Here is a 26,798-nt window from a genome sequence, read left to right on the forward strand (position 1 = left end):
CTGCGTGTAGCCACCAGCCAGGTGCGTCCGACTCTCAGGGAGTTCATATGGCGCGAGAACCCACCGAATCAGCGAACGGCGACGCGGGGGAAGGCACGGGGGAAGGCACGGGAACGTCACCGGAAAGCGCGAGTCCGGAAAGTCACTTGGCGCGGGAACTCGCCGAGCTGCTGGCCGAGGTCGTCGGCGTTGACAGCGTGTCGCCCGACAGCCACTTCTTCGCCGACCTCGGCGCGGACTCCCTGGTGATGGCGCATTTCTGCGCCCGCCTCAGGAAGCGGCCGGAGCTTCCGTCGGCGTCGATGAAGGACATCTACAGGTGCCCCACCATCAGCACCCTGGCACGGGAGCTCGCGGACGCCGTCCCGGCGCCCGCCCCCGCCGTCTCCGCCCCCGGCGGCCCGGCCAGCCCGTCGCAGGACGTACCGGCGCCGAGCGGCACCGGGCGCTACGTGACGTGCGGCGCGCTGCAGCTCCTCTTCTTCCTCGGCTACGCCTACCTCGTCACCCTGGTCACGGTGCGGGGCTTCGGGTGGGTCTCGGACGCCTCCGGGCCGGTGGAGAGCTACGGCCGGGCCGCACTCTTCGGATGCGCGGACTTCATCGGTCTGTGTGCCTTGCCGATCGTGGCCAAGTGGCTTCTGATCGGCCGGTGGACGCCGCGTGAGTTTCCGGTCTGGGGGCCGACCTATCTGCGGTTCTGGGTGGTCAGGACGCTCGTCCACACGAGCCCGATGGTGCTCTTCGTCGGCAGCCCCGCGTACGCGCTCTACCTGCGGGCCCTGGGCGCGAAGGTCGGGCGGCACGTCACGATCCTCTCCCGCAGGGTCCCGGTCTGCGCCGATCTGCTCACCATCGGCGCCGGCACGGTGGTCCGCAAGGAGGCGTTCTTCCTCTGCTATCGCGCCCATGCCGGGCGGATTCAGACCGGGCCGGTCACCATCGGTCGGGACGTGTTCATCGGTGAGCGCACCGTGCTCGACATCCGGACGTCGATGGGCGATGGCTCGCAGCTCGGTCACGCCTCGGCGCTGCACAGCGACATGGTCGTGCCCGCCGACCAGCGGTGGCACGGCTCGCCGGCGCAGCGCACCGAGGTCGACTACCTCCGCGTCGCGCCGGCCAGGTGCGGCACGCTGCGCCGGTTCGCCTTCGGTCTCGCCGGCCCGCTCAAGACGTTCCTGGTGGTCGTGCCGCTGGCGATGGCGGTCGTGGAGCTGGCGTTGAGCTGGATACGCCCGCTGGCCGGATCGCACGCGTCGGGCCCCGAGGCGGTCACGTCGGCGGCGTTCTACGTGGAAGGGCTGGTTCTCTCCCTCGTGCTGTTCGCCGGGTTCCTCGTACTGAGCCCGCTCGTGCTGTTCACCGTGCCGCGCCTGCTGAGCCTGGCCGTGCCGCCGGACCGGGTCTATCCGCTGTACGGCTTCCGCTACTCGCTGCACCGCACGGTCGAGCGGATGACCAACGCCCGGTTCTTCCTGTGGCTCTTCGGCGACAGCTCGTACGTCGTCCACTACCTCCAGGCGCTGGGGTACGACCTGTCGCGGGTCGAGCAGACCGGCTCGAACTTCGGGGTGCGCGTGCGGCACGAGTCCCCGTACCTGAGCTCCGTGGGCAGCGGCACGATGGTCGCCGACGGGCTGTCCATCATCAACGCCGACATCTCCAGCACCTCCTTCCGGCTCACCCGCACCTCGATCGGCGGAACCAGCTTCCTGGGCAACCACATCGTCTACCCGCCCGGTGGTCGCACGGGTGAGGACTGTCTGCTGGCGACGAAGGTGATGGTCCCGCTGGACGGCGAGGTCCGCTCGGGGACGGGGCTGCTCGGCTCGCCCAGCTTCGAGATCCCGCGCACGGTGGAGCGCGACACGCGCTTCGACCACCTGCGCGGCGGCGAGGGGCTGCGCCGGGGCCTGGCCGCGAAGAACCGCTACAACCTCCGCACGATGGGTGTGGTCCTGCTGCTGCGGTGGCCGCACGTCTTCGTGCTCACCCTGCTGAGCCTGGCCACCGTCGACCGGTACGACACGGTCGGGCAGCTGATGGAGGCCGCGCTGCTGGTGGCGGTCTTCACCTTCACGGCGCTGTACTACGTGCTGGTCGAGCGGTGCATGACGCGCTTCAGGGCGCTGGAACCGACGGTGTGCTCCATCTACGACCCGTACTTCTGGCACCACGAGCGACTGTGGAAGGTGCCCTACGCCCATCTCCAGGCGCTCAACGGCACCCCGTTCAAGAACGTGTTCTGGCGGATGCTGGGCGTACGGCTGGGGCGGCGGGTCTTCGACGACGGCTGTGACCTCTCCGAGCGCACGCTCACCACGATCGGGGACGACTGCACGCTCAACACGGCCAGCGCCATCCAGTGCCATTCGCAGGAGGACGGCACGTTCAAGTCCGACCGCAGCACGCTGGGCGCGGGATGCACCCTGGGCGTCGGCGCGCTGGTCCACTACGGCGTGACCATGGGCGCGGGGGCGGTGCTGGCCGCCGACTCCTTCCTGATGAAGGGCGAGGAGGTGCCCGCCGCCGCGCGGTGGGCGGGCAACCCGGCCGCCGAGGCACGCGACCCACAGCACCGGCTGGCGTCGCCGGCCGCGCCGGCGATCTCCCCACGGGTGGTCGGCCCGCCGCTGGTGGCGCGACCCGCGCCGGACGGCACGGCCGTCACCAAGGGCGCGGCGCGGTGAGGGCGACCACCGCCACGGCCGGGCACGGACCCGGCGCGGGGCGTACGGCCGGCCGGCACAGCACGATCCATCGCCGCGTCGCGGCAGGTCCGCGACCAGTGACCAGCGGCGCCAGGGCAGGGCGAGGAAGGAGGCTCGGTGAGCGACTCGACGGACGATGACCGGGAGTTTTGGCGCACGGTGCGGGAGGCGGGCGGATTCACGGCGATCCCACGGTGGGCCCCGCGACCGGTGGCGGGGGTCGCCGAACGGGTGGTGTGGGTGCCCGACGAACTCGCGACGACCCTGCGCCGACGGGTGGAGGAGATGGGGGTGCCGTGGGAGGCGGTGCTGCTGGCCGCGCACGCCAGGGTGTTGTCGGCGTTGGCCGGTGAGCGGGAGGTGGGCACGGGGTACGTCGCCTCGTCGACGGGGCCGGTGCTGCCCTGCCGGGTGACGACCGCGCCGGCCACCTGGCGCGCGCTGGTGGTCGAGGCCGCCGGCGTTCGGGACGGGTTGCTGGCGCACCAGGCAGGTGCGCTGGCCGGTCTCGGGGGCGAGCGGGGCCCGGACCGGGCCCTGTTCGAGACCGAGGTCGACCCCCGGGACGTGGGCGGTGATCTCGCCCCGAGCACGGTGTTGCGGGTGGCGGCCCGGTGGCGGGGCGGGCGGCTCGCGCTGCGGCTGCGCTACCGCGGTGACGTACTGGACGCCGAGTACGCCAACCGGGTCGCCGGCTACCACCGGAGCGCGCTGGCGCGGCTGGTCGAGGAGCCGGACGCCGAGCACGCGGGGCACGCTCTGCTGTCGGCCGCCGAACTCCGCTTCCAGCTTGAGGGGTTGGCGGGCGCGTCGCGTCCGCTGCCCGACCGGCGTTTCCACGAGCTGTTCGAGGAGCGGGCCCGGGCCCATCCGGAGGCCGTCGCCGTCGAGTACGGCGAGCGGCGGTGGACGTACCGGGAGCTGAACGCCCGCGCCAACCGGTTGGGGCGGGCCCTGCTGGCGCGTGGGCTGGCGCGCGAACAGGTGGTGGCCGTGGTCACCGAGCGCGACCTGGACTGGATGACCGCCGTCCTGGCCGTCTTCAAGGCCGGTGGCGCCTACCTGCCCGTCGAGCCGCGCTTCCCGGCCGACCGGGTCGCGGCCATGCTCTCCCGGGCGCGGTGCACGCTCGCCCTGACCAGCCCCGGCATCGCCGTGCTCGACCAGGTCACGGCGGAGCTGCCGGGGGTGCGGACGCTCCTGGTCGGCGAGGCCGTCGCGGAGGAGCACGCCGACGGCGACCTCGGCGTCGAGGTCACGGCGGACCAGCTCGCCTACATCTACTTCACCTCCGGCTCCACGGGCGAGCCGAAGGGGGCCATGTGCGAGCACGCGGGCATGCTCAACCATCTGTACGCCAAGATCGAGGACCTGGGTGTCCGCTTCGGACAGGTGGTGGCCCAGACCGCTCCCCTCAGCTTCGACATCTCCCTGTGGCAGCTGGTCTCCGCCCTGTTGGTCGGCGGGCGCACCCGGCTGGTGGAGCAGCGGGTGGTCCTGGACGTCCAGCGGTTCGTCGACACGCTCGTGGAGGGCCGGGTGGGTGTGCTCCAGGTCGTCCCGTCCTATCTGGAGGCCGTCCTGTCCGATCTGGAGCGGCGCCCGCGCGCGCTGCCGGACCTGCGGTGCGTGTCGGTCACCGGCGAGGCGCTGCGGATGGAGTTGGCCCGGCGCTGGTTCGCGGTCCAGCCGGGGATCAGGCTGGTCAACGCGTACGGTCTGACGGAGACCTCCGACGACACCAACCACGAGGTCATGGACCGCGCGCCGACGGGCGAGCGGGTGCCGCTGGGCCCGTGTGTGAACAACGTACGGGTCTACGTGGTGGACGAGCGGCTGGCTCCGGTGCCGCTGGGCGCGCCGGGCGAGATCGTGTTCTCCGGGGTGTGTGTCGGCCGTGGCTACGTCAACGATCCCGAGCGCACCCGGGCGGCGTTCGGGGACGATCCGCACCGGCCGGGTGAGCGCCTGTACCGGGGCGGGGACTTCGGCCGGTGGTTGCCCGGTGGCAAGCTGGAGTTCCTGGGGCGCCGGGACGCCCAGGTCAAGATCCGTGGGTTCCGGATCGAGATCGGGGACATCGAGAGCGCGCTGTCGCGGGTGCCCGGGGTGCGGGACGGGGCGGTCGTGGTGGCCGGGCGGGAGGGGCAGGCCCGGCATCTGGTGGCCTTCTGCTCCGGGCCCCGGCCCCTGGAGGCGGCGGTTCTGCGGGACCGGTTGGCCCAGGCGCTGCCCCCGTACATGGTGCCCACCGCCTTCCACTGGCGCGACCCGCTGCCGCTGACGGCCAACGGCAAGGTCGACAAGAAGGCGCTGACGGCGCTGGCCGCCGAGCCGGCCGCCGTCGAGGGCGACCGTCGGGAGCCGCGCACGCCCACCGAGCGGCGGCTGGCGACGGCGTGGGCGGCGGCCCTGGGGGTGCCGGCGGAGCGGATCGGGCGCGGTGATCACTTCTTCGACCTGGGGGGCACCTCGCTGGCGGCCGTGAAGCTGGCCATCGCGCTGGACCGCGCGGTCTCCCTGAACGACCTCACCCGCAATCCGGTGCTGGCCGATCTGGCCGCGCTGGTCGACGGGCGTTCCAAGCGCCGGTCGGGGCTGTTGCAGCCGCTGGGTGAGCCGGCGGGCGAGCCCACCGGCCTGCTGGTGTGCTTTCCGTACGCCGGGGGCAACGCGGTCAACTTCCAGCCGATGGCCGCCGCGCTGCGGGCCGGTGGGCTGGCGGTCAGCGCCGTCGAGCTGCCCGGTCACGACCTGGCCGCCGAGCGCGCGCCGTTCGCGTCGCTGGAGTGGGTGGTCGAGCGGGTCGTGGCCGAACTCGACCGGCCACGGCCCGCCCGCCTGTGGCTGTGGGGCCACTCCTCGGGGGCCGCCCTGGCCGTCGCGACCGCCCGCGCCCTCCAGGCCCGGGGGGTGCCCGTGGACCGGGTGTTCGTCGGCGCGCAGCTCCTGGGGGATGTGGCCGAACGGGCAGCCGCGCTGGGTGAGTTGGCGTCGCGCGGCGACGCGCAGCTCGCCAAGGAACTGAGCGCGGACAGTGGGTACAGCGCCCTGGGCGACCTGGGCGCGCGGCACGGCGACCACATCGGTGCCGCCTACCGGCACGACTGCGCCGGCGCGCACCGCTACTTCGTGGACCTGCTGACGGACCCGCCGGCGGTGCGGCTGGCCGCTCCGCTGACGGTGGTCGTCGCGGCCGACGACGCGAGCACCGCCGACGCCCAGCGGCGCCACCACGCCTGGGAGCTGCTGGCCGACCGGGTCGACCTGCGCGAACTCCCCGACGGCGGGCACTACTTCCCGCGCACCCGACCGGCCGAGGCGGCCCGAGCGGTGCTGGGCACCTCGCACGCGTCGGCGTCGACGTGAACCGCGACCACACGAGAGGAATCGGGGTACTGGACATGCGATCGCACTCTGTGACGTCACCGCTGGACGTGGTGTTACGGCCCGACAGTCCGCCGGTGCTGCGGATCAGCTCCTGCGACGATCCGGCCGCCTGGACGGTTCGGCATCGCGACGCCGTGCGCGCCGTCGTCGCCGAGCACGGCTCCCTGCTGGTCCGGGGCCTGGGTCTGCGTGACGTGGCCGGGGTGGAGGCGGTCTTCCGGGCCGTCTCGCACGGCCTGATGGGGGCCGACCGGGAGAGCTTCGCGCCTCGGCGGGTCCACTCCGACGGGGTGTTCTCCGCCTCGAAGTGGCCGCGCAACCAGCCGATGTGCATGCACCACGAGCTCAGTTACACGCTGGACTTCCCCGGGCTGATGCTCTTCGCCTGCCTGACGGCGCCCGCCGGGGGCGGGGAGACCGGGGTGGCCGACGGGTCGCGGGTGCTGGACGCGCTGCCCCGCCGGCTGGTCAAGCGGTTCGAGCGGCAGGGCTGGCTGTTGACGCGCACCTACAGCGACGAGATCGGCGCGTCGGTGGCCGAGGCGTTCGGCACCGACGACCGCGCGAGCGTGGAGGGCTACTGCCGGGCCAACGCCATCGCGTACCAGTGGCAGCCCGACGGCTCGCTCCGTACCCGCCAGCGGCGTAGCGCCGTGGTCCGCCATCCGGTCACCGGCCGGCGCTGCTGGTTCAACCAGGTCGCCTTCCTCAACGAGTGGACGATCGACCCCGAGGTCCGCGAGTTCCTGGTGGACAGCTACGGCGCTGACGGGTTGCCGTTCAACACCTTCTTCGGCGACGGCGAACCGATCGGCGCGGACGTCGTCGAGCGGCTCAACGGTGTCTACGACGCCCACACGGCGCGCGAGCCGTGGCAGGACGGGGACCTCCTGGTCGTGGACAACATCCGCACCGCCCACAGCCGGGCCCCCTTCGAGGGGCCGCGCGAGGTGCTGGTGGGCATGGCCGACCCGGTGCGGCTGGCCGACTGCTCGCCGACGATCGAGGTGAGCGCGAGGTGACCGGTGGGTCCTGCGCCATCGACGGCCGACACGATCCGCGCGGCCATGGCTGAGCGCGCGCGAGCACGCCTGACGACGAGGGGGGCGGCATGACGGTCATCTCTGCTCCGGTCGACTTCAACGAGGAGGGGCTGTACGTCGATCTCCAGTCGAGCGTGGGGCACGCGCTCTTCCTGAAGTGCGAGGGCTTCAACTTCGCCGGGTCGATCAAGCTGAAGGCGGCGACGGAGATGGTGGAGGCCGCCGAGTGGAGCGGCCAGCTCAAACCGGGGTCCATCCTGGTCGAGTCCTCGTCGGGGAACCTGGGGGTGGCGCTGAGCATCATCGCCGCGAGCAAGGGTTACGACTTCGTGTGCGTGACCGACGCCCGCTGCAACCTGTCGGCCCGCCGCAGCATCGAGGCGCTGGGCGGCCAGGTGCACGTCATCGCCGAACCCGCCAGCAGCAACGGCCTGTTGGGCGCGCGGATCGCCCACGTACGGGAGCTGTGCGCGGCCGACGACCGGTACGTGTGGCTCAACCAGTACGCCAACCCGGACAACTGGAAGGCCCACTACCGGACGACGGCGCCGGCCATCGCCCGCGAGTTCCCGGGCCTGGACGTGCTGTTCGTCGGCGCCGGCACCACCGGGACGCTGATGGGCTGCGCGCGCTACTTCCGCAAGCTGAACCGGCGGGTGCGGGTGGTGGCGGTGGACAGCGTGGGGTCGGTGACCTTCGGCGGCGAGTCGGGCCGTCGGATGATCCCGGGCCTGGGCACCAGTGTCCGCCCGGCGCTGCTCGACGAGTCGTACGTGGATGACGTGGTGCTCGTCGAGGAGCCGGACACCATCCGGGCCTGTCACCGGCTGGCCCGGCGCGGCTTCCTGTTCGGCGGCTCCACCGGGACGGTGGTCAGTGGCGCGCAGCGCTGGCTCGACCAGCACGACGCGCACGACCTGACCTCGGTGGCCATCGCCCCGGACCTCGGCGAGCGCTACCTGGAGACGATCTACCACCCGCAGTGGTTGCGCGAGGCCTACGGCGACGACGTGCTCGACCGTGGCATGCGCGGGCCCGAGCGCGTCGGCGGCCCGGCGTACGAGGTCGACCCGGCGGGTGTGCGGGTCGAGGGCAGACGCGAGGCGGGTGGCGCGCGGTCCCCCCGGTCCGGGTTCGACCGGGGGGACTGGGGTGGTGCTCGCGAACGGGGTGCCACCGCCGCCCCGCGGATCAACGCGCTCCGCGGGGAGGTGGACTCGCCGTAACCGGGTGGCGGCGGGCCCGTCGACCCACCGCCACCCGGAGCGGGGTTGCCCGCGGCGCGCCTCCCCTGGCGGGCGCGCCGCGGTGGTGGGTCAGCCCTTGACGTCCACGGCCGTCCAGGCCGCGGCCACGGTCTTGGCCTCGACACCGCCTGCGCCGTAGAGGTCGTTGGCGGCCTTGATGGTGCCCGCGCGGGCCGCCCGGTAGTCGGTGGTGGAGGTGAAGTACGTGGTCAGCGCCTTGTACCAGATCCGCAGGGCCTTGTCCCGGCCGATGCCGGTGATGGTGGAGCCGTCCTTGGTGGGGCTGTCGTAGGAGACGCCGTCGACGACCCGCTTGCCGCTGCCCTCGGCGAGCAGGAAGAAGAAGTGGTTGGCGACCCCGGAGGAGTAGTGCACGTCGAGCTTGCCGACGTCGGGGGTCCAGTAGTCGGCGGACCTGCCGTCCCGGCTCGGCTTGTCCTGGTAGCGCAGCGGGGAGCCGTCGCCCCGGATGTCGATCTTCTCGCCGATCAGGTAGTCACCCGGGTCGTTGGCGTTCTTGGCGGCGTACTCGACGCCGGTGCCGAAGATGTCGGAGGTCGCCTCGTTGAGACCGCCGGACTCGCCGCTGTACCGCAGGCCGGCCGTGGCCGAGGTGACGCCGTGGCTGAACTCGTGGCCCGCGACGTCCAGCGAGGTCAGCGGCTTCTTGTTGCCCTGGCCGTCGCCGTAGGTGATGGCGAACGCCTGGTCGTCCCAGAAGGCGTTGACGTAGCTGTTGCCGTAGTGGACCCGGCTGTAGGCGGCCTTGCCGTCGTTCTTGATGCCGTTGCGGCCGAAGGTGTTCTTGTAGAAGTCCCAGGTGGTGGCCGCGCCGAAGGCGGCGTCCACGGCGGCGGTCTGCCGGTTGGCGGGCGTGCCGTCACCCCAGACGTCGTCGGCGTCGGTGAACAGGGTGCCTCGGCCGCTGGTGCCGCCCTTGAGGTCGTAGGTGTTGTGGTCGCCGCGCGCGGTGTCGGTGAGCTGGTAGGTGCTGCCCGACTTGCGCGTGGTGAGCGGGACCTTGCCGCTGTACTGGCTGGTGCCGGTGCCGTTGTGGATGGCCTGGTAGCGGTGGAGCTCCTGGCCGGTGGTGGCGTCGGTGACCACGTGCAGCCGGCTGGGGGTGCCGTCGGCCTGGACGCCGCGTACGACGGTCTCGTAGGCGAGGACGGGCTTGCCCGTCGCGGCCCAGATCACCTTGCGCGGGGTGTCGCTCTTGGCGCCGGGCGCCGTGCGGTCGGCCTTGGCCACCCGCAGCGCGCGGGAGGTGGCGGCGGTCGGGGTCACCTTGGGGGTGAGGCTGTCGACCGCGATGGTGCGGTTGGTCGCCCGGGTGGAGCCGGTGACGGTGCCGTCGGCGGCGCGGTGCACCACCAGGTCGCCGCCGAGCACCGGGAGCCCGGCGTAGGTGCGCTCGTAGCGGGTGTGCGTGGTGCCGTCGCGGTCGGTGATGGTGTCCGTGACGACGAGCTGCTCCCGCTCGCCCAGGCCGAGCACGGTGGCGGTGCGCGACGCCCCGGTGTCCGTGGCGTGGCTGGTGGCGGCGCCCGCGGTGCCGGTGGTGACGCCGGTGGCGAGGAGCGCGGCGGCGAGAGCGGCGGCGCCGCCGGAGAAGGCGAGCGTGCGGCCTCTGCGGCGGGCGGCGCGGGAGGAGGTGCGAGGGTTGGCGGACACGGCTGATCTCCTCATGGCTGTGGGGAAGGCCGGGCGGCTGGAGTGCTGCCCGGCGTACGAGCGTCAGGGCCTTGCCGAGGCATGACGTTCCCGGAGCGACGCGCACATGTCACGCCCCCAAATGACGGGACTGTCCGGTGTAGGGCGATAGGCGGGGTGGTTGTTCACATGACGCACAAGGTCCGTTCACGGGCGGACAAGAGCGGTCATGTGGGCGCCAAGTCCCGGCAACACGACCGCGACACACCCGACACGCGGCCCGCGTAGGCGGCAGCGGTGACCGGCTGGCCGCCTCCCCCAACGGGGTCACGTGGCGCGGGAGTTGGACGCTGCGGCCAGGCGACGGGTGGCGGTGCGCGCCCGGCCGGGTCGGACGGGCCAAGCCGGGTCCGGGCCGCCGAGCGGCGGGGGGTGCGGCGGGGTGCGGTGCGGCCGGGCGGAGCGACAGCCGGGCGGAGGGTGCGGTGCGGCCGGGCGGGGTGTCCGGCGTACGCCACGCGGGGTGGGTGACTCGGCGCGAGGCGCGTACGGGGCGCTGGACGGCTGGCGTACGGGGGTGCCCGCGGCGGGTGGGGACGCGACGGCGCGACGGGTGGCCGTGGGAGACGGCCCACCCGTCGCGCCGTGTGGGCACCGCCGCCTGGCGGGGGCGCCCGGTGCCGGGGGTCAGAGCTGCTGGGCTCCGGGGCGACCCGCCTTGACCAGGAACGACGCGGCGGTCTCCACCGGCGCGCCCGGCTTGGTCACGAACGGCAGTACGCGATAGTCGGCCCGCAGTTCACGGTGGTTGAGCTGGACCCGGGTGTACCCGCGCTGGGCGTTGTGCCACTTCAGGTGCGGGTTGACACCCTCCGTCATCCAGTCGCGGCCCACCTTGTCCATGGCGGCGCCGTCCTTGCCAGAGGTGATGGACGTACCGGCGAACTCCGTGGCGACGGTGGGTGACTTGGGGTTGTCGAAGTCCAGCTTGAGGTCGGCGACCACGCTGCGGTGGATGTCGCCGGTGAGCACCACCGGGTTGTTCACACCCCGTCGGTGGAAGCCGGTGAGCAGCCGGTCGCGGGCGGCCGTGTAGCCGTCCCACATGTCCAGGCCGGAGGAGAGGACCGCGGGGTCAGGGTCCTGGTCGACCTGGGCGATGAGGGTCTGGTTGGCGAGCACGTTCCACGTCGCGTGGGACCGGCCGGCGCCGCCCAGCAACCAGCGCTCCTGCTCCGCGCCGAGCATGGTGCGCGACTTCTCGCGCCGCTCCTTGTCGAAGCCGGGCTTGGTGCCGTCGCCGCCCACCTGGTCGTCGCGGTAGCCGCGGGTGTCCAGGACGTGCAGGTCAAGGACGGAGCCGAAGTTCAGGCGCCGGTACATGCGGGTGCGGTGACCCCGGGGTTTCTGCGGCAGCCGCAGCGGCTGGTGCTCGTAGTACGCCTGCATGGCGCGCGCCTTGCGGGCGCGGAAGGAGGGGATGTCGTCGTCAGGGAAGCCGTCCTTGTCGACCTGGGCGATGTCGCCGGCCCAGTTGTTCTCGATCTCGTGGTCGTCCCAGGTGACGATCCACGCGAAGGCGGCGTGCGCGGCCTGGAGGTCGACGTCCAGCTTGGTGAGGGCGTAGCGGTTGCGGTACTCGGGGAGGGTGTACGTCTCGCGCTGGTACGAGGGGTCCAACTGCATGTCACGGACACCGGCGTTGGCGCCCACGCCCCCCTCGTACAGGTAGTCGCCGAGGAACGCGACGAAGTCCAGGTCCTCGGCGGCCATGTGCCGGTAGGCCGTGTAGAAGCCCTCGTACCAGCACTGACAGGAGGCGAAGGCGAACTTCACCTCGGAGCCCCGGCCGGAACCGAAGGGGTTGGGGGCGGTGCGGGCGCGGCCGACCGGGCTGATCGCGCCGCCGGTGCGGAAGCGGTAGAAGTACTCCCGACCCGGGCGCAGTCCGTGGACCTCGGCGTGGACGGAGTGCGCGAGTTCGGGTACGGCCCAGGCGAGGCCGACGCGGACGATGTGACGGAACCGCTCGTCGGTGGCCACCTGCCACTCGACGGCGACCTTGCGTTCGGGCATGCCACCCCGGCTGTCCACGGCCAGCGGGTCGGGGGCCAGTCGGGTCCACAGGACGAAGCCGTCGGGGGCGGGGTCGCCGGAGGCGACGCCCAGACGGTACGGGTCGCCCTTGTAGCGGGGGGCGGCCCAGGCCGCGCCGGTGCTCAGACCGGCGCTGAACAGGCCGAGTGCGGCACCGGTCACACCGGCGGCACCGATCAGGCGACGTCTGCTGATATCCACGGATCAGGTCCCTTCGATGACGCGCGAGTGGTCGGCGGAGGGGGCGTCGGGACACACGGCGCCGGCGGACTCCGGTACGGGGAGTGGCCCGTTCACGCGTGTGCGTCCCCACGGTTCCCCGTACCGCCGACGGACTGGCCCACGATCACGAGCACAGGTTGCGCTGGCGGGTGGAACAGAACGCCAGGGGGCCACGGAGGCGCGAACGGCAGCGGACGCGGCGGCAGTTCGACCGGAGTGCCCCCTTCCTCTCCCCCTTATGGGCATTTTCGCGCCACCCGCATCGACTGACTCGCTGCCGACAACGCCGCTGAACTGGCACAACGGGTCGGAACTCCCGCCAGGCACAGTTGTGTTCCAGCCGCGCCGATCGCGGTGCGTAAGCGGGTGTGAGCACGTGGGAACGTGCGGGTCGCACGGCGCGGAGGGCGACCCACCCTCACGTCCCCCTCCCGCTCCACCCACCCACCACCCGCCTCGGATTCACTGTTCCCCCACCTCTCCCCCACCCTTCCCGGCGGCGACAGCCTCCGTGCATGGAAAGCGGCCAATCGCCGGAGACCACCCGACCCGGCGACCGAGCCTCGGCAGGGTGGGACCGATCGGGCACGCGGGGACGAACCCCGCACGCTGGGGCGGTGGTTGGCGTTCTCGGGGGGCGGGACGGCGCTGGGGGCGTGTGGCGCTCCGGTCCGGGTGGCGTTACGGGGCGCACGGGGGCGTCAGGGCAGCACAGTCGTCACACACGTCACAGGAGTTGACTTCCATCCCACTAAACCCATGGAAGGTCAACATCTGATGGTGCAGTTTCAAAACTCGCGCACAAGTTGCACACATCCCCTCTCCATCGTGGCTCCGATGCTCTAGATTGACCGTGCTTCAGATGTTCGGACACGAAGCGACAAATAATGATCTATGGGTCCGACGTCACGGACCGCAGCAGTCGTCCCCGGGGCCACTCGTCGGGGTGATCAGTTCTTGGAGCCTGAGCGGGACCCCGGGGCGGGGAGCACCCAGGGTGTCGACAGGTCTCGTTCCACCGTGGGAGTCCGGCAGGGCTCATGAGCCCACTGCCGTCGGAGCGGGTTGTTCACGTGCCGGTGAAAGATCCGAATCGTCATGCGCGGAAGGCGGGGGCCTTCCGAGAGGGAGAGCAGCGGGGGCGGGGGCCTCCAGCGGAGCAACGGTCTTAGGCGATCACGTCTCACCACTGGGGACCTGGGGGGGTTCTGTGCGGCAGGGGGAGTTAGTCAGCCCGTTTCCGCCAGCGCACGGGCGTCTGGCGAACGGGACAGTCAGCCAACCCGCGATCGAATGGGAGCAGCGGTACCGCCGTACCGTGATCATCAGTGACACCGTGGCCACCGCGTTCGTGGTGGCGGCGATCGGCAACTTCTTCGGGGCCCGGGACGCGGCCAACTGGCACGAGAAGTGGGGCATCCTCGCCTTCGGCACCGAACTCCTGGTGCTGGGCGCGCTGGCCGTGGGCCGCTCGTGGGCGCCGGCCGTGCTCGGCCAGGGTGCCGAGGAGTTCCGCCGGCTCGGGCGGGCGCTGTTCACCGCGACCGTCGTCCTGGCGCTCGGCGGCATCGCCCTGACCTCGCGCAACATCAAGCTCTGGATCTTCGTCGCGGTCCCCGCGATCGCGCTCACCACCCTGACCGCGCGCTATCTGCTGCGCCTGTGGCTGCACCGACAGCGCAAGGAGGGTCGCTGCCTGCGACCGGTGCTCGCCGCCGGGAGCCCGGCCACCGTGCACGACCTGATCACCCGCACCCGCAAGTTCCCGCACCTGGGTTGGCGGGTGGACGCGGTGTGCACGACGCGGGGCACCGGCGCCGACGGTGGCCAGCTGGACGGGGTGACGGTCGTCGGTCGGCTGACGGACGTCGCCGACCACGTCCGGCGCGACGGCTACCGCGTCGTCGCCGTCACACCCGACCCGCACTGGTCGCCGGACCGCCTGCAACGGCTGGCCTGGAACCTGGAGGGCAGCGACGCCGAGATGGTCGTGGCCCCCGTGCTGATGGAGGTGGCCGGGCCCAGGCTGCATGTGGACACCGTGCTCGGGCTGCCGCTGCTGCGGGTGAGCATGCCGGCCTTCACCGGGGGGCGGCGGGCGGTCAAGGAGGTCGTCGACCGGCTGGGCGCGGCGATCCTGCTGCTGCTGTTCGCGCCCCTGATGGTGCTGGTCGGATTGCTCGTCCTGGTCGACAGCCGTGGCGGGGCGTTCTACCGCCAGCGCCGGGTGGGCAAGGACGGCCGCGAGTTCACCCTCTACAAGTTCCGCACCATGGTCGCCGGGGCCGACCGGGCCCGCGCCGAGCTGGCGGATCGCAACGAGGGCGCGGGGTTGCTGTTCAAGCTGCGCCGGGACCCGCGGGTGACCCGGATCGGCACGGTCCTGCGCCGCTACTCGATCGACGAGCTGCCCCAGCTCGTCAACGTGCTCGCCGGGTCGATGTCGCTCGTGGGCCCACGGCCCCCGCTGCCGGAGGAGTCCGCCGCGTACGGACCGGACATCCGGCGGCGGTTGCTGGTCAAACCCGGGCTCACCGGCCTGTGGCAGATCAGCGGGCGCAGCGACCTGCCGTGGGAGGAGGCGGTCCGCCTCGACCTGCGGTACGTGGAGGACTGGTCGCTCGCCCTGGACACGGTGATCTTGTGGAAGACGCTGCGGGCGGTACTGCACGGACAAGGGGCGTACTGATGCGCGGGGGTCGTTTGACCAGCGCGTGGACCGCGGGCCCACGGGGCCTGCCTGGGGGGAGGGACGAGTCATGAGGGTCAGCGTTTTCGGGCTCGGCTACGTGGGCTGCGTGTCGGCCGCGTGCCTGGCCAGCATGGGACACCAGGTCATCGGGGTGGACGTGAACCAGGTGAAGGTCGACCTGGTCAACGACGGCAAGGCCCCGGTGGTCGAGGAGCGGATCGGCGAACTCATCGCCGAGGTCGTGGGCAGCGGGGCGCTGCGCGCCACCAGCGACGTGAGCGAGGCGATCGCGGGCAGCGAGGTGTCGCTGGTCTGCGTGGGCACGCCGTCGGCGCCCAACGGCAGCCTGTCCACCACCTACCTGGAACGGGTCACCGAGGAGATCGGCGCCGTGCTGGCCGAGCGGCGCGGCCGGCACACCGTCGTGTTCCGCTCCACCATGCTCCCGGGCACCTGCCTGAACCTGTTGGTGCCGATCCTGGAGAAGTACGTCGGCGGCACGGCCGGGGTGGACCTCGGGGTCGCGGTCAACCCGGAGTTCCTGCGCGAGGGCACCAGTGTGCGGGACTTCTTCGACCCGCCCAAGACCGTCATCGGCGAGATCGACACGGCCAGCGGCGACGTGGTGCGCGCGCTGTACGAGGACTTACCCGGCGAGGTGTTCCGAGTGCCGATCCCCACGGCCGAGGCCATCAAGTACGCGGACAACGCCTTCCACGGCCTCAAGATCGGCTTCGCGAACGAGCTGGGCGCGGTGTGCCAGGCACTCGGGGTGGACTCGCACCAGGTCATGGACGTGTTCATGGCCGACCGCAAGCTGAACATCAGCCCCGCCTACCTGCGACCCGGTTTCGCCTTCGGCGGCTCCTGCCTGCCCAAGGACCTGCGCAGCCTGGTCCACGCGGCGCAACGGGCCGACGTCGCGGTGCCCATCCTCTCCCACGTGCTGCCGTCCAACTCCGCGCATCTGCAACGCGCGGTGGAGCTGGTGGAGCGGGCCGGCAAACGCCGGGTGGGCCTGTTGGGGCTGTCCTTCAAGCCCGGCACCGACGACCTGCGGGAGAGCCCGCTGGTCGAGCTGGCCGAGCGGCTCTTCGGCAAGGGGTACGACCTGCGCATCCATGACGCGAACGTCAGCCTGTCCCGACTGCTCGGCGCCAACCGCGAGTACATCGAGACCCGGCTGCCGCACCTGGCGCAACTCCTGGCGGACTCCGTCGCCGAGGTGCTGGAGCACGCCGAGGTGTGCCTGGTGGGCACCAGCGACCCGGCCGTCCTCGCGGCGCTGCCGCGCGGCGGTGGCCCGGCGCTCATCGACCTCGTCCACCTTCCCGACGCCGACGCGCGCCGGGCCGAGCCGGGGTACGTGGGCCTTGCCTGGTGAACAGACCGGCGCCGCGCGGCCGGGCCGACGCGCGCTGATCCTGGTGGAGAACCTGTCGGTGCCCTTCGACCGGCGGGTGTGGCAGGAGTGCACGACGCTGCGCGACGCCGGCTGGGACGTCCACGTCATCTGCCCGCAGGGCAGCAAGCGGGACACCGAGCCGGAGGCGGAGATCGAGGGGGTACACGTCCACCGCTACCCGCTGCGGGCGGCCACCGGCGGCCCGGCCGGCTACCTGCGGGAGTACGGGGCGGCGCTGTGGCACACGGCTCGCCTGGCCCGCAGGGTGGGCCCGGTGGACGTCGTGCACGCCTGCAACCCGCCCGACCTGCTGTTCCTGCCCGCCCTGTGGCTCAAGCGGCGCGGGGCGCGGTTCGTCTTCGACCAGCACGACCTGGTGCCCGAGCTGTACCTGTCGCGGTTCGACCGGGGCGAGGACCTGCTCTACCGCGCCGTACGCGCCCTGGAGCGGCTGACCTACCGGGCCGCGGACATCGTGCTCGCCACCAACGAGAGCTACCGGGAGGTGGCGGTAAGCCGGGGCGGCAAGCGGCCCGATGACGTCTTCGTGGTGCGCAGCGCGCCGCAGCTCGACCGGTTCCAACTCGTCCCACCAGAGCCCGAGTTGAAGCGCGGCAAGCCGCATCTGCTGTGCTATCTGGGTGTCATGGGCCCGCAGGACGGCGTCGACTACGCGCTGCGGGCCCTGGCCAGGCTGCGCGACGAGCTGGGGCGGACCGACTGGCACGCGGTGTTCGTCGGCTCCGGGGACGCCTTCGAGGCGATGGTGGAGCTGTCCCGGCGACTCCGCCTGACCGACCAGGTGCACTTCACCGGGCGCGTTCCCGACGCCGATCTGGTGCGCTACCTGTCCACCGCGGACGTGTGCCTGTCCCCCGACCCGCGCAACCCGCTCAACGACGTGTCCACCATGAACAAGGTCCTGGAGTACATGGCCATGGGGCGACCGGTCGTCTCGTTCGACCTGCGGGAGGCGCGCGTCTCCGCCGGGGACGCCGCCCACTACGCGCCGGCCAACGACGAGGCCGAGTTCGCCCGGCTGATCGCGCTGCTGCTGGACGACCCGGACCAGCGGGCCCGGATGGGCGAGATCGGCCGCGCGCGGATCAGCGGACCGCTGTCCTGGAGCAACTCCCAACGCTCGCTGCTCGCCGCCTACGACGCCGCCTGCCGTGACCACACCCCGGTGGCGCGCCGCGCGCCGGTCCGGGCCGGGAAGAGGCCGCACCGTTGAGCGACGACACGATACGCCTGGTCACGATCGGGCGGATGTTCCAGCGGCGCTGGCGGCTGCTGACCCTGCTGGCGCTGCTGGGCGCGCTGGTGGGGTACGGCGTCTCGGTGCTGTTCCCCCCGCGCTACACGGCCTCGGCCTCGGTGCTGCTGCCGGGGCAGTGGGAGGAGCGCGAACTGCTGACCCAGGCGTACATCGTGACCAGTTCGACGGTGGTCGACCAGACGGCCACCGCGCTGGGCTGGTCCGGTGTCAGCGGTGGTGACCTGCGGGGTCAGGTGAGCGCCAAGGTCACCGACGGCAACATCATCAGGATCTCGGGGACGGCCGGCTCGCCCGAGCGCGCGCAACGGCTCGCCGACCAGATGGCGCGGCAGTTCGTCGCGTTCGCCGCCCGGCTGGCGGGTGACGGCACCGAGACGGCGAGCGGGCCCGAGGCGCTGCGCGAGAAGGTCGCGCAGACCAGCCGTCGCATCACCGAACTGGCCACCGCGGCGAACCCGGGCCGCACCGTGGAGAGCGTGCAGGCCCGCACGGCGCTGGAGAAGCTGCGTACGGCGCTGGAGGAGGCCATGAAGAAGCTGGACCAGGCCGACCCGGCCAGCCACAAGACCGGCATGGTCGTCATGGGACCGGCGACCCGTCCCACCGGTGCGGCGCCACCGACCAGGACCCACCTCGTCATCGGCGGCGCGCTGTTGGCCTTCGCGCTCGCCTCCGTCGGGCACCTGGCCGCCGCGCGGGCCAACCGTCGCCCGCGCACCGAGGCGGAGATCGCCACGGCGCTGGGCGCTCCCCCGCTGGGCAGCGTCGACGTACCCGCCCAGGAGGCCACGGGCCGGGCGGGCGGTGGCGGCCCGCGAGCCCGGGTGCGCCGGCTGCTCGGCGTGGACGCGCGGTGGGACGTACCGGCCCCGCAGACCTCCGGCGACGAGGCCAGCAGACGGCTGCGCTACCGACGGGTGTGCGTCCGACTTCGCGACCAACTGCCCTCACCTCGAAGGCTGTTGGTGGTCGTGCCGGAGGGTGACGCGGTCGCCCGGGTGGCGGCCGGGCTGCTCGTGGCCGAGGCCAGGAACGAACCGGCCACCGGCGCGTCCGGCGGCGGGCAGCCCGCGCTGCGGGTGGTGGAGGTGTCGGCGGCGCGGCCCGTGGTGCCCGACCGGGACACCGAGACCGGTGCCCTGGTCGTGCTCGGCGCGGGCGCTCACACGGCGGGCGAGCTCGCCGGCATCGCCGGGGCGTGCGCCGACGGCGGGCACGAGGTCGTCGGCGTCGTCGTCGCCGGTGTGGTCCGCGCCCGCCCGACGCGGTCGGGCGACCAGCCCCCGGACAGCGCCACCCTGGCGCTCGCGGTGCGCGGTCACGCGACGGGAGGGTCGGCGTGAGCACGAGCACGACCGCGGAGTCCTCCCAGGCCACTCCGCTGCTCGACCTCCAGGTGCTGGTGGTGGCCGTCCGCAGACGGCGTCGCCTGTGGGTCTGCCTGGCCCTCCTCGGACTGCTGGTCGGCGCGGTGGCGACGGTTTTGATGCCGCCGGCGCCGGCCGCGGTGACCAAGGTGCTGGTCGTCCACCGGGAGGACCAGCCGAACGACATGGGAACCCTGATCCGCACCGACGTCGCGCTGCTGAACACCACCCGGATCGCCGGCGCGGCCCTGAAGTCCCTGGACTCCACGGCCAGACCGGAGGACTTCATGCGGGACTACCGGGGCACCGGTCTGACCAACAACCTGCTCCAGATCGACGTGAGCGGTGCCAGCGAGGCCGAGGCGGTGGCCCGCGCCCGGGCGCTGGCCGACGCGTTCGTCGCCGACCACGTACGACGGATACGGGAGGCCGCGCAGGCCGAGGCCAAGGCCCTCCTCGACCAGCGGGACCGCCTGCGCACGGAGCTCGCCCAGGTCAACAAGACGATCGGGGACCGGTCGCCGCAGAGCGACCCCAAGGCGTCGGCCAGCGTCGAGTCCCTGTTCGCCCGCCGCTCCGAACTCAACTCACGCATCGCCGACTTCGACCAGCGCGCCGCCGAGGCACGCACCGGCACTCCCCGACTCATCGCCGGCACGCAGGTCGTGGACGCCCCGCGCGCGGTGCCGTACTCCCTGTCCAGGGCCCTGGTCACCAACGCCGGAATCGGCCTCGTCCTCGGGCTCGTCCTGGGGCTCGCGCTGGCCACGGTCGGCACGGTGGTGGCGGACCGCCCCGTGCTGCGCCGGGAGATCGCGGCGAACCTGGGCGCCTCGGTGATCGCCGAGGGGCGCCGTACGCCCCGCCGTGCGCGCGGGCGCTGGGAGCGCCGCGCCACCCGGGCCGCGCGCGACCGGCTGACCGCGACCGTGGCCCGCGCCGTGCGCGGCGCGGCCGAACCCGTGTCGCTGCTGGAACTCGGCTGTGCGCGCAGCACCGGTGCCATCGCCCTCGCCGTCGGCCAGGCCCTGGCGACGGAGGGCCCGGTGGTCGTCGTCGACGGCCTGCCCGGCCAGCACCTCGCGCACGGCGCCCAGCCGCCGCGGGACGTGAGCGTGGTCAGCGGCGAGCGGGCGGAGACCGTGTCGGACCAGGTGCGCCGGATCGGCGTCGGCTCGGTCGCCCCCGGCACGGCGTGGACCGACCTGCGCTACCTCGGCGAGCAGACCGTGCTCGTCGTACGGGCCGGGCACGGCAGCGCGGCCTGGCTGCACACCGTGGCCCGGCAACTCGCCGACCAGCACATTCCGGTGCTGGGTGTGGTGCTGATCGACCCCGACCCGGGGGATCGGACCGACGGCACGCTGTGGGACGGGCTCCACACCGCGCTGCGCGGCCACCTCGAACCACCGGCCCGCGACAGCGAGTCGGGCCGGCCCCGCACCAGGCGGCTGGCCCGACCGAACAGGGCGGGCCCACCCCGGGCGGAGCGGCCGTCGATGCCGGCCGCTCGGGTCCCGGACAGCGACCAGGAGGCGCGGTAGACATGTGTGGCATCGCAGGTACGTACCGGTGGCCGGACGGCAAGGTCGTGACCGACCGGCTCACCGACCTCCTCGCCCACCGGGGCCCGGACGGGGCCGGCCGCTACAGCCACCCCGCCGGCGACGGCGAGGTGCACCTGGGACACCGTCGGCTGGCCGTCATCGACCTTTCCGAGACCGGCGCCCAGCCGATGGTCTCCGACGGCCTCTCGCTCACGTACAACGGCGAGCTGTACAACGCGCCCGAGCTGCGCGCCGAGCTGGCGGCGGGCGGCGCGCGCTTCCGGGGCACCTCCGACACCGAGGTGCTGTTGGCGGCCTGGCGGCGCTGGGGCACCGACTGCCTGCCCCGGCTGCGCGGCATGTTCGCCTTCGCGGTCTTCGACGAGCGCACCGGGGACCTGGTGCTCGTACGTGACCAGCTCGGCATCAAGCCGCTGTTCCTGCTGCGGCGCGGCGGGGGCCTGATGTTCGCCTCCGAGCTCAAGGCGCTGGCCGGGGTCAGCGGCGGGACGCTGGAGGTGGACCACGCGGCCATGGTGGCCTCGCTGCTCTACTACTGGGTGCCGGACTCGCGGTGCGCCTTCCGCGAGGCGGAGAAGCTGCCGCCGGGGAGCTGGCTGCGGTGCCGGGCCGACGGCCGGGTGGAGCGCGGCCGGTTCTGGGACCTGCGGCAGGTGGCCAGCGAGGGCCGCGAGCGGGCCCGTAGCGGCGAGCTGCCGGACGTGGCGGCCGTGGTCGAGGAGTCCAACCGGCGGCACCTGGTCTCCGACGTGCCGGTGGCGACCTTCCTCTCCGGCGGCCTGGACTCCAGCTATCTGACCGCGCTGGCCGCCCGCGAGCGGCCCGGCATCTCCGCGTACACGATCGGGTTCCGCGCCGAGGACGCCAGGTTCGAGGCGATGCCGGACGACCTGCGCTACGCCCGACGGGTGGCCGAGCGGTTCGGCGTCGACCTGAAGGAGATCGAGATCGCGCCGGACGTCCTGGACCTGCTGCCCCGGATGACGCACCAGCTGGACGAGCCGATCGGTGACCCGGCCGCCATCAACACCTTCCTGATCTGCTCGGCCGCCCGCCAGGCCGGGGTGAAGGTGATGCTCTCGGGGATGGGCGCGGACGAGTTGTTCGCCGGCTACCGCAAGCACCTGGCCAACCTGCTCGCGCTGCGCTACCAGCGCGTGCCGCGCCCCCTGCGGCGCGGCCTGTCGCGCGTGGTGGACCGGCTGCCGGTCGCCACCTCCCGCCGGGGGCTGCGGTCGGTGCGGTTCGCCAAGCGGTTCCTGTCCTTCGCCGACCTGCCCGAGGAGACCGCGTTCCGACGCAGCTACACCATGTACGACCGGGGCGAGCTGCTGGGGCTGGTCAACCCGGACCTGGCCCCGGCGGTCGACGAGGTGCTGACGGAACACGCGGACCTCTACGCGGACAACGACCTCGACGACTTCGTCAACCGGATGTGCCTGGGCGACGCGCGGATGTTCCTGCCGGGCCTGAACCTCGCGTACACCGACCGCTCCAGCATGGCCGCCTCGACGGAGGTACGCGTTCCGTACGTGGACGTGGAGGTGGTCAGGGCGGCGTTCGCCGTGCCCGGCGATCGCAAGATCGTCGGCCGGCAGGGCAAGGCCGTTCTGAAGGAGGCGGCCACCTCGGTGCTGCCCCGGGAGATCGTCTACCGGCCCAAGGGCCTGTTCAGCGCCCCGTTGCGGGCCTGGATGAGTCGGGACCTGGCGCCGCTGGTGCGCGAGGTGGTGCACGACGGCGAACTGGTCCGCTCCGGGCTGCTGCGCCGCGAGGCGCTGGCGCGGATGGTCGCCGAGGACGCGGCCGGGCAGCGGGACTTCTCCAAACATCTGTGGCACGTGCTGACCCTTGAGTACTGGTACCGCGGCGCGATCTCCGGCAGCGGCCGGAGCCAGTCGGCCTGACAGCGAAGACATCACGAGGAGCTCGGGTGAAACAGGTTGTGCAGAACTACAAGAGCGGCGAGCTGGCGCTGCTCGACGTGCCGGTGCCGGGGTGCAAGCCCGGTGGGGTGCTGGTCCGCAGCGCGTACTCGCTGATCTCCACCGGGACCGAGCTGATGAAGGTGTCCGAGGCGGGCATGTCGATGGTGGGCAAGGCCCGTTCGCGACCGGACCAGGTGGCCAAGGTCATGCAGAGCGTGGCCACCAACGGGGTACCCGCCACCTACCGCAAGGTGATGGGCAAGCTGGACTCGTACACGCCGTTGGGTTACTCGCTGTGCGGGGTGGTCGAGCAGGTCGGCGCCGGGGTCGACGACGTGGCCGTCGGCGACCTGGTGGCCTGTGCCGGCAACGAGCACGCGCTGCACGCCGAGCTGAACTGGGTGCCCCAGAACCTCTACGCCCGGGTGCCGGACGGTCTCGCGCCACGGCACGCGGCCTTCGGCACCGTCGGGTCGATCGCGATGCAGGGTGTGCGCCGGGGCGAGTCCCAGCTGGGTGACGTGGCGCTGGTCATCGGGCTGGGCCTGATCGGGCAGCTGGTGGTCCAGCTGCTGGTCGCCTCGGGGGTGCGCGTGGTGGGCGTCGACCCCGACCCGGCGCGCTGCGAGCTGGCCACCCGGCTGGGCGCCACGGCCTGCGACGATCCGGCGTCCGCGGCCGTGGCCAGCGCGGTGGCCGAGCTGACCGACGGGCACGGGGTGGATCAGGTGTACCTGGCCGCCGGTGGTGACAGCAACCAGCCCGTCGAGCTGGCCGCCCGGCTCAGCCGCGACCGGGGCCGGGTCGTCGACATCGGCAAGACCCGCCTGGACCTGCCGTGGAACGCGTACTACGAGAAGGAGCTGGACGTCCGCTTCTCCCGCAGCTACGGCCCCGGGCGCTACGACCCGGAGTACGAGCTGGAGGGGCGGGACTACCCGATCGGCTACGTGCGCTGGACCGAGCGCCGCAACCTGGCGTGCTTCCTGGACCTGCTGGCCCGGGGCCGCGTCGACGTGGAGCCCCTGGTCTCCCACGTAGCCGACTTCGACGACGCGGTCGACACCTACCAGCGCCTGGGTGAGGGCGAACTGAAGGCCGTGGCGGTGCTGTTCCGCTACCCCGGCCAGGACGACCGGCCCGGCCGGGCCGAGGCAAAGCCGCCCGCGACGGTGGCCGTGCCCGCGGTGCGGCGCACCGGCCCGGCCGCCGGCCCGGCCCGACCGGTCAGGTCGACGGTGCGGCTGGCGTTCGTCGGCGCAGGCAACTACGCCACGTCGATGCTGCTGCCGCACCTGGCCCAGCGCGCGGGCGTCGAGTTGGCCCGGGTCGTGACCACCACGGCGCTGTCCGCCGCCAACGCCAAGCGCAAGTTCGGCTTCACCGCGGCCTCCACCGACCTCGACGCGGCACTGGACGACCCGGCCATCGACGCGGTGTTCGTGGTCACCCGGCACAGCTCGCACGCCGAACTGACCCGCAGGGCGCTGCTGGCCGGCAAGGCGGTGTTCGTGGAGAAGCCACTGGCGCTCACCGAGGACGAGTTGGCCGGCGTGCTCGCGGCGGTGGAGGAGTCCGGCAACGACCGACTCCAGGTGGGCTTCAACCGCCGCTTCGCGCCGCTGCTCCAGGAGGCCAGAACGCGCTTCGGCGCCCGCGGCGGCCCGGCCAGCGTGCGCTACCTGATCAACGCGGGACGCCTGGAGCACGGCAGCTGGTACCTCAAGGAGCGCACCGAGGGCACGCGGTTCGCCGGCGAGGGCGGCCACTTCCTCGACACGGTGAGCTGGCTGCTGGCGGCCGACCCGATCTCGGTGTACGCCGTGGCCCCGCCCGGCAGCGAGGACCTGCAGATCGTGCTGCGCTACCCGGACGGGTCCACCGCCACCGTCAGCTACGTCACCACCGGCGCGGCCGGCTTCCCCAAGGAGACCCTCGACCTGGTCGCCGACGGCAGGGTGCTGCGGCTGGACGACTTCGTCCGCGCCTCGGTCTACGCCGACCGGCGGTGGGTCAGTTCGCGGCTGCCCAAGGCCCGGGACAAGGGCCAGGCGGCCCAACTGGCCGCCTTCGTGCGGGCCGTGCGCACCGGCGGGCCGATGCCGGTGTCGCTGGAGTCGCTGACCGCCACCACGGCGGCCACCCTCGCGGTGCGGGCCAGCCTGGTCGGCGGCGCGCCGGTGACGCTTGCGAGGACGCGATGACGGTGCGCTCGGGCAGCGCGGGCTGGTACCTGCGGCGGCTGTCCCGGATGGGGCCGCGCGAGGTCGGCGGCCGGGTGGGTGACACGGTGCGTCGGCGGCGGTGGCGCGCGGCGCTGCCCGCCGCCCCGCGCGTGAGCGACGCCCGGTTCACCGCGGCCCTGCCCGCCGGGACGCTGGCCGCCGTGCCGCCGGACGCCGCGAAGCGGCTGGTCGCCGAGGCGGACCGACTGCTGGCCGGACACGCGGAGTTCTTCGGGGTGGCTCGCGACGACCTCGTCGACCCGGACTGGTCGTACGACCCGAAGACCGGGCGCCGCGCCCCCTCGGGTTACGCCTTCGACGTGCCGTACCGCAGCGAGGACGCGGTCGGGGACGTCAAGCAGCTCTGGGAGCCGTCCCGGCACCAGTACCTGACCATCCTGGCCGCCGCCTACGCGATCACCGAGGACGAGCGGTACGCCGAGCGCGTGGCCGCGCATCTGCGGTCGTGGTGGGCGGCCAACCCTCCGTTGCGCGGGGTGCACTGGGTCAGCGGCATCGAGCTGGGCATCCGGCTGCTGTCCTGGGTGTGGATTCGCCGGCTGCTGCACACCTGGCCGGGCGTGGCCGGGCTGTTCGAGGCCAACCCGGTGGCGCTCGGGCAGATCTGGCACCACCAGCGCTGGCTGGCCGCCTTTCCCAGCCGGGGGTCGTCGGCGAACAACCACGTCATCGCCGAGGCCGCCGGGCAGTTCGCCGCGGCCTGCGCGTTCGACTGGTTCCCGGCCTCGGCGCGCTGGCGGCGGGACGCGCTGCGCTCGCTGGACCGACACCTGCGGACCAACACCTTCGCCAGTGGCCTCAACCGCGAGCTGGCCACCGAGTACCACGGGCTCGTGCTGGAGCTGGGCCTGGCCGCGGTGGCCGAGGCGGACGTCGCCGGCGTGCCGGTGCCCGCCTCCACCCACCTGGTGCTGCTGCGCATGACCGACGCGCTGGCGGCCGTCGTGGACGAGCGGCTGCGCCCGCCGCGCCAGGGGGACGCGGACGACGGGCACGGCCTGGTCGTGGACGGCGCCGGCACCGACCGCTGGGGCTCACTGCTGGCCACCGGGGACGCCGTGTTCGGCCGGCTGGCCTGGTGGCCGGCGGTGACCGGTACCGATGTGCGCACCCCGCTGCTGGCCGCGCTCGTACGCTCCCGCGCGCGCGAGGGCATCGCGCCGTCGGTGCTGCGCCCGGCCAGCCGGCCGGCCCACTTCGCCGACGCGGGGCTGACCGTGCTGCGCGGCCCGGGTGGCATCTGGTGCCGCTGTGACGGTGGCCCGCACGGCTTCCTGTCCATCGCCGCGCACGCCCACGCGGACGCGCTGTCCGTGGAGGTCCGGCACGAGGGCGTCGACGTGCTCGCCGACCCGGGGACGTACTGCTACCACGGGCAGCCCGAGTGGCGGCGGTACTTCCGCTCCACCCTCGGCCACAACACCCTGTCCCTGGACGGTCTCGACCAGTCCGTCTCCGGCGGCCCGTTCCTGTGGACCCGGCAGGCTCGCAGCCGGGTCCTGGTCGCGGACACCTCGGGCGCCGCCACCGGGGGGACCTCCCGCTGGTGTGCCGAGCACGACGGGTACCAGGGTTGCGTTCACCGCCGCCGGGTCGAACTGGACTCCAGCAGCGGGGAGTTGCGCGTGCTGGACGAGGTGAGCGGACCGCCCCGGGCCGCGCGGCTCGCCTTCCACCTCGGGCCGACCGTCACCGCCCGTCTGGAGGGCCATCGGGCGGTGCTCGGCTGGACCCGGGACGGGGTGGACCGCTCCGCCGTGCTCGACCTGCCGGCACAGCTGAGCTGGCGGGCGCACCGTGGCGAGAGCGACCCGCCGCTGGGCTGGTACTCCGCCGGCTTCGGGCGCAAGGAACCCGCCACCACCCTGGTCGGCACCGGCCTGACCGGTGGCGCCGCGCTGTCGGGCGGGTTCACCACCGTGCTCAGGTTCCACGGCTAGGGGGTCG

14 protein-coding genes are annotated in these 26,798 nt (G+C 73.0%); 12 read left to right on the forward strand and 2 right to left on the reverse strand.

Annotation, left to right across the window (positions count from 1 at the left end):
- Window positions 1–47: 47 nt before the first annotated feature.
- From ACFVFR_RS02745 to sbnA, 4 genes are all read left to right on the forward strand, one after another.
- Window positions 48–2,693, forward strand: coding sequence for a Pls/PosA family non-ribosomal peptide synthetase (locus tag ACFVFR_RS02745; protein ID WP_383697433.1), 2,646 nt, complete (start codon window positions 48–50; stop codon window positions 2,691–2,693).
- Window positions 2,694–2,831: 138 nt separating this feature from the next.
- Complete coding sequence (locus ACFVFR_RS02750) at window positions 2,832–6,083, forward strand: amino acid adenylation domain-containing protein (protein ID WP_383697435.1); 3,252 nt, start codon at window positions 2,832–2,834, stop codon at window positions 6,081–6,083.
- Window positions 6,084–6,118: 35 nt separating this feature from the next.
- Window positions 6,119–7,126: a TauD/TfdA family dioxygenase gene (locus ACFVFR_RS02755; RefSeq protein ID WP_383697437.1), complete on the forward strand. Its 1,008-nt coding sequence runs from the start codon at window positions 6,119–6,121 to the stop codon at window positions 7,124–7,126.
- 89 nt (window positions 7,127–7,215) lie between these two features.
- On the forward strand, window positions 7,216–8,373 hold the full coding sequence (gene sbnA, locus ACFVFR_RS02760; RefSeq protein ID WP_383697439.1) for a 2,3-diaminopropionate biosynthesis protein SbnA: 1,158 nt from the start codon (window positions 7,216–7,218) through the stop codon (window positions 8,371–8,373).
- A gap of 90 nt (window positions 8,374–8,463) precedes the next feature.
- Here the strand turns inward: sbnA and ACFVFR_RS02765 are convergent, their stop codons facing one another.
- A complete protein-coding gene (locus ACFVFR_RS02765) occupies window positions 8,464–10,083 on the reverse strand; it encodes a M4 family metallopeptidase (protein ID WP_383697441.1) in 1,620 nt (539 codons plus the stop codon).
- A gap of 651 nt (window positions 10,084–10,734) precedes the next feature.
- Window positions 10,735–12,345, reverse strand: coding sequence for an alkaline phosphatase D family protein (locus ACFVFR_RS02770; RefSeq protein ID WP_383697442.1), 1,611 nt, complete (start codon window positions 12,343–12,345; stop codon window positions 10,735–10,737).
- A 1,231-nt stretch (window positions 12,346–13,576) separates the two neighbouring features.
- Between ACFVFR_RS02770 and ACFVFR_RS02775 the strand changes: the two genes are divergently transcribed.
- The 8 genes from ACFVFR_RS02775 (at window position 13,577) to ACFVFR_RS02810 (ending at window position 26,791) form a co-directional block, all read left to right on the forward strand.
- The gene (locus ACFVFR_RS02775; RefSeq protein WP_383697444.1) at window positions 13,577–15,055 is read left to right on the forward strand and encodes a sugar transferase; all 1,479 of its coding nucleotides are present in this window, start codon (window positions 13,577–13,579) and stop codon (window positions 15,053–15,055) included.
- A gap of 70 nt (window positions 15,056–15,125) precedes the next feature.
- Entirely contained in the window at window positions 15,126–16,442 is a 1,317-nt protein-coding gene (locus tag ACFVFR_RS02780; protein ID WP_383697446.1) for a nucleotide sugar dehydrogenase, read from the forward strand.
- Window positions 16,432–17,697, forward strand: coding sequence for a glycosyltransferase family 4 protein (locus ACFVFR_RS02785; protein WP_383697448.1), 1,266 nt, complete (start codon window positions 16,432–16,434; stop codon window positions 17,695–17,697). The genes ACFVFR_RS02780 and ACFVFR_RS02785 overlap by 11 nt, the downstream gene beginning before the upstream one ends.
- Window positions 17,694–19,085, forward strand: a complete 1,392-nt coding sequence (locus ACFVFR_RS02790; RefSeq protein ID WP_383697449.1) for a Wzz/FepE/Etk N-terminal domain-containing protein — start codon at window positions 17,694–17,696, stop codon at window positions 19,083–19,085. Before ACFVFR_RS02785 ends, ACFVFR_RS02790 begins: the two co-directional genes overlap by 4 nt.
- A complete protein-coding gene (locus tag ACFVFR_RS02795) occupies window positions 19,082–20,653 on the forward strand; it encodes a Wzz/FepE/Etk N-terminal domain-containing protein (RefSeq protein ID WP_383697451.1) in 1,572 nt (523 codons plus the stop codon). The genes ACFVFR_RS02790 and ACFVFR_RS02795 overlap by 4 nt, the downstream gene beginning before the upstream one ends.
- Before the next feature lie 2 nt (window positions 20,654–20,655).
- The gene (asnB, locus tag ACFVFR_RS02800) at window positions 20,656–22,584 is read left to right on the forward strand and encodes an asparagine synthase (glutamine-hydrolyzing) (RefSeq protein ID WP_383697453.1); all 1,929 of its coding nucleotides are present in this window, start codon (window positions 20,656–20,658) and stop codon (window positions 22,582–22,584) included.
- 26 nt (window positions 22,585–22,610) lie between these two features.
- Window positions 22,611–24,809, forward strand: a complete 2,199-nt coding sequence (locus ACFVFR_RS02805; RefSeq protein ID WP_383697455.1) for a bi-domain-containing oxidoreductase — start codon at window positions 22,611–22,613, stop codon at window positions 24,807–24,809.
- Window positions 24,806–26,791 carry an alginate lyase family protein gene (locus ACFVFR_RS02810; RefSeq protein WP_383697457.1) on the forward strand — a complete coding sequence of 662 codons (1,986 nt, stop codon included), beginning with the start codon at window positions 24,806–24,808 and terminating at the stop codon, window positions 26,789–26,791. Before ACFVFR_RS02805 ends, ACFVFR_RS02810 begins: the two co-directional genes overlap by 4 nt.
- The last annotated feature ends 7 nt before the right edge of the window (window positions 26,792–26,798 follow it).

The organism is Streptomyces sp. NPDC057702 (assembly GCF_042799315.1).
Taxonomy (GTDB): domain Bacteria; phylum Actinomycetota; class Actinomycetes; order Streptomycetales; family Streptomycetaceae; genus Streptomyces.

Coding starts and splice junctions, on each gene's coding strand:
- ACFVFR_RS02765 (WP_383697441.1), bottom strand. CDS start 10,083: ATGAGGAGATCAGCCGTGTCCGCCAACCCTCGCACCTCCTCCCGCGCC.
- sbnA (WP_383697439.1), top strand. CDS start 7,216: ATGACGGTCATCTCTGCTCCGGTCGACTTCAACGAGGAGGGGCTGTAC.
- asnB (WP_383697453.1), top strand. CDS start 20,656: ATGTGTGGCATCGCAGGTACGTACCGGTGGCCGGACGGCAAGGTCGTG.
- ACFVFR_RS02780 (WP_383697446.1), top strand. CDS start 15,126: ATGAGGGTCAGCGTTTTCGGGCTCGGCTACGTGGGCTGCGTGTCGGCC.
- ACFVFR_RS02755 (WP_383697437.1), top strand. CDS start 6,119: ATGCGATCGCACTCTGTGACGTCACCGCTGGACGTGGTGTTACGGCCC.
- ACFVFR_RS02745 (WP_383697433.1), top strand. CDS start 48: ATGGCGCGAGAACCCACCGAATCAGCGAACGGCGACGCGGGGGAAGGC.
- ACFVFR_RS02810 (WP_383697457.1), top strand. CDS start 24,806: ATGACGGTGCGCTCGGGCAGCGCGGGCTGGTACCTGCGGCGGCTGTCC.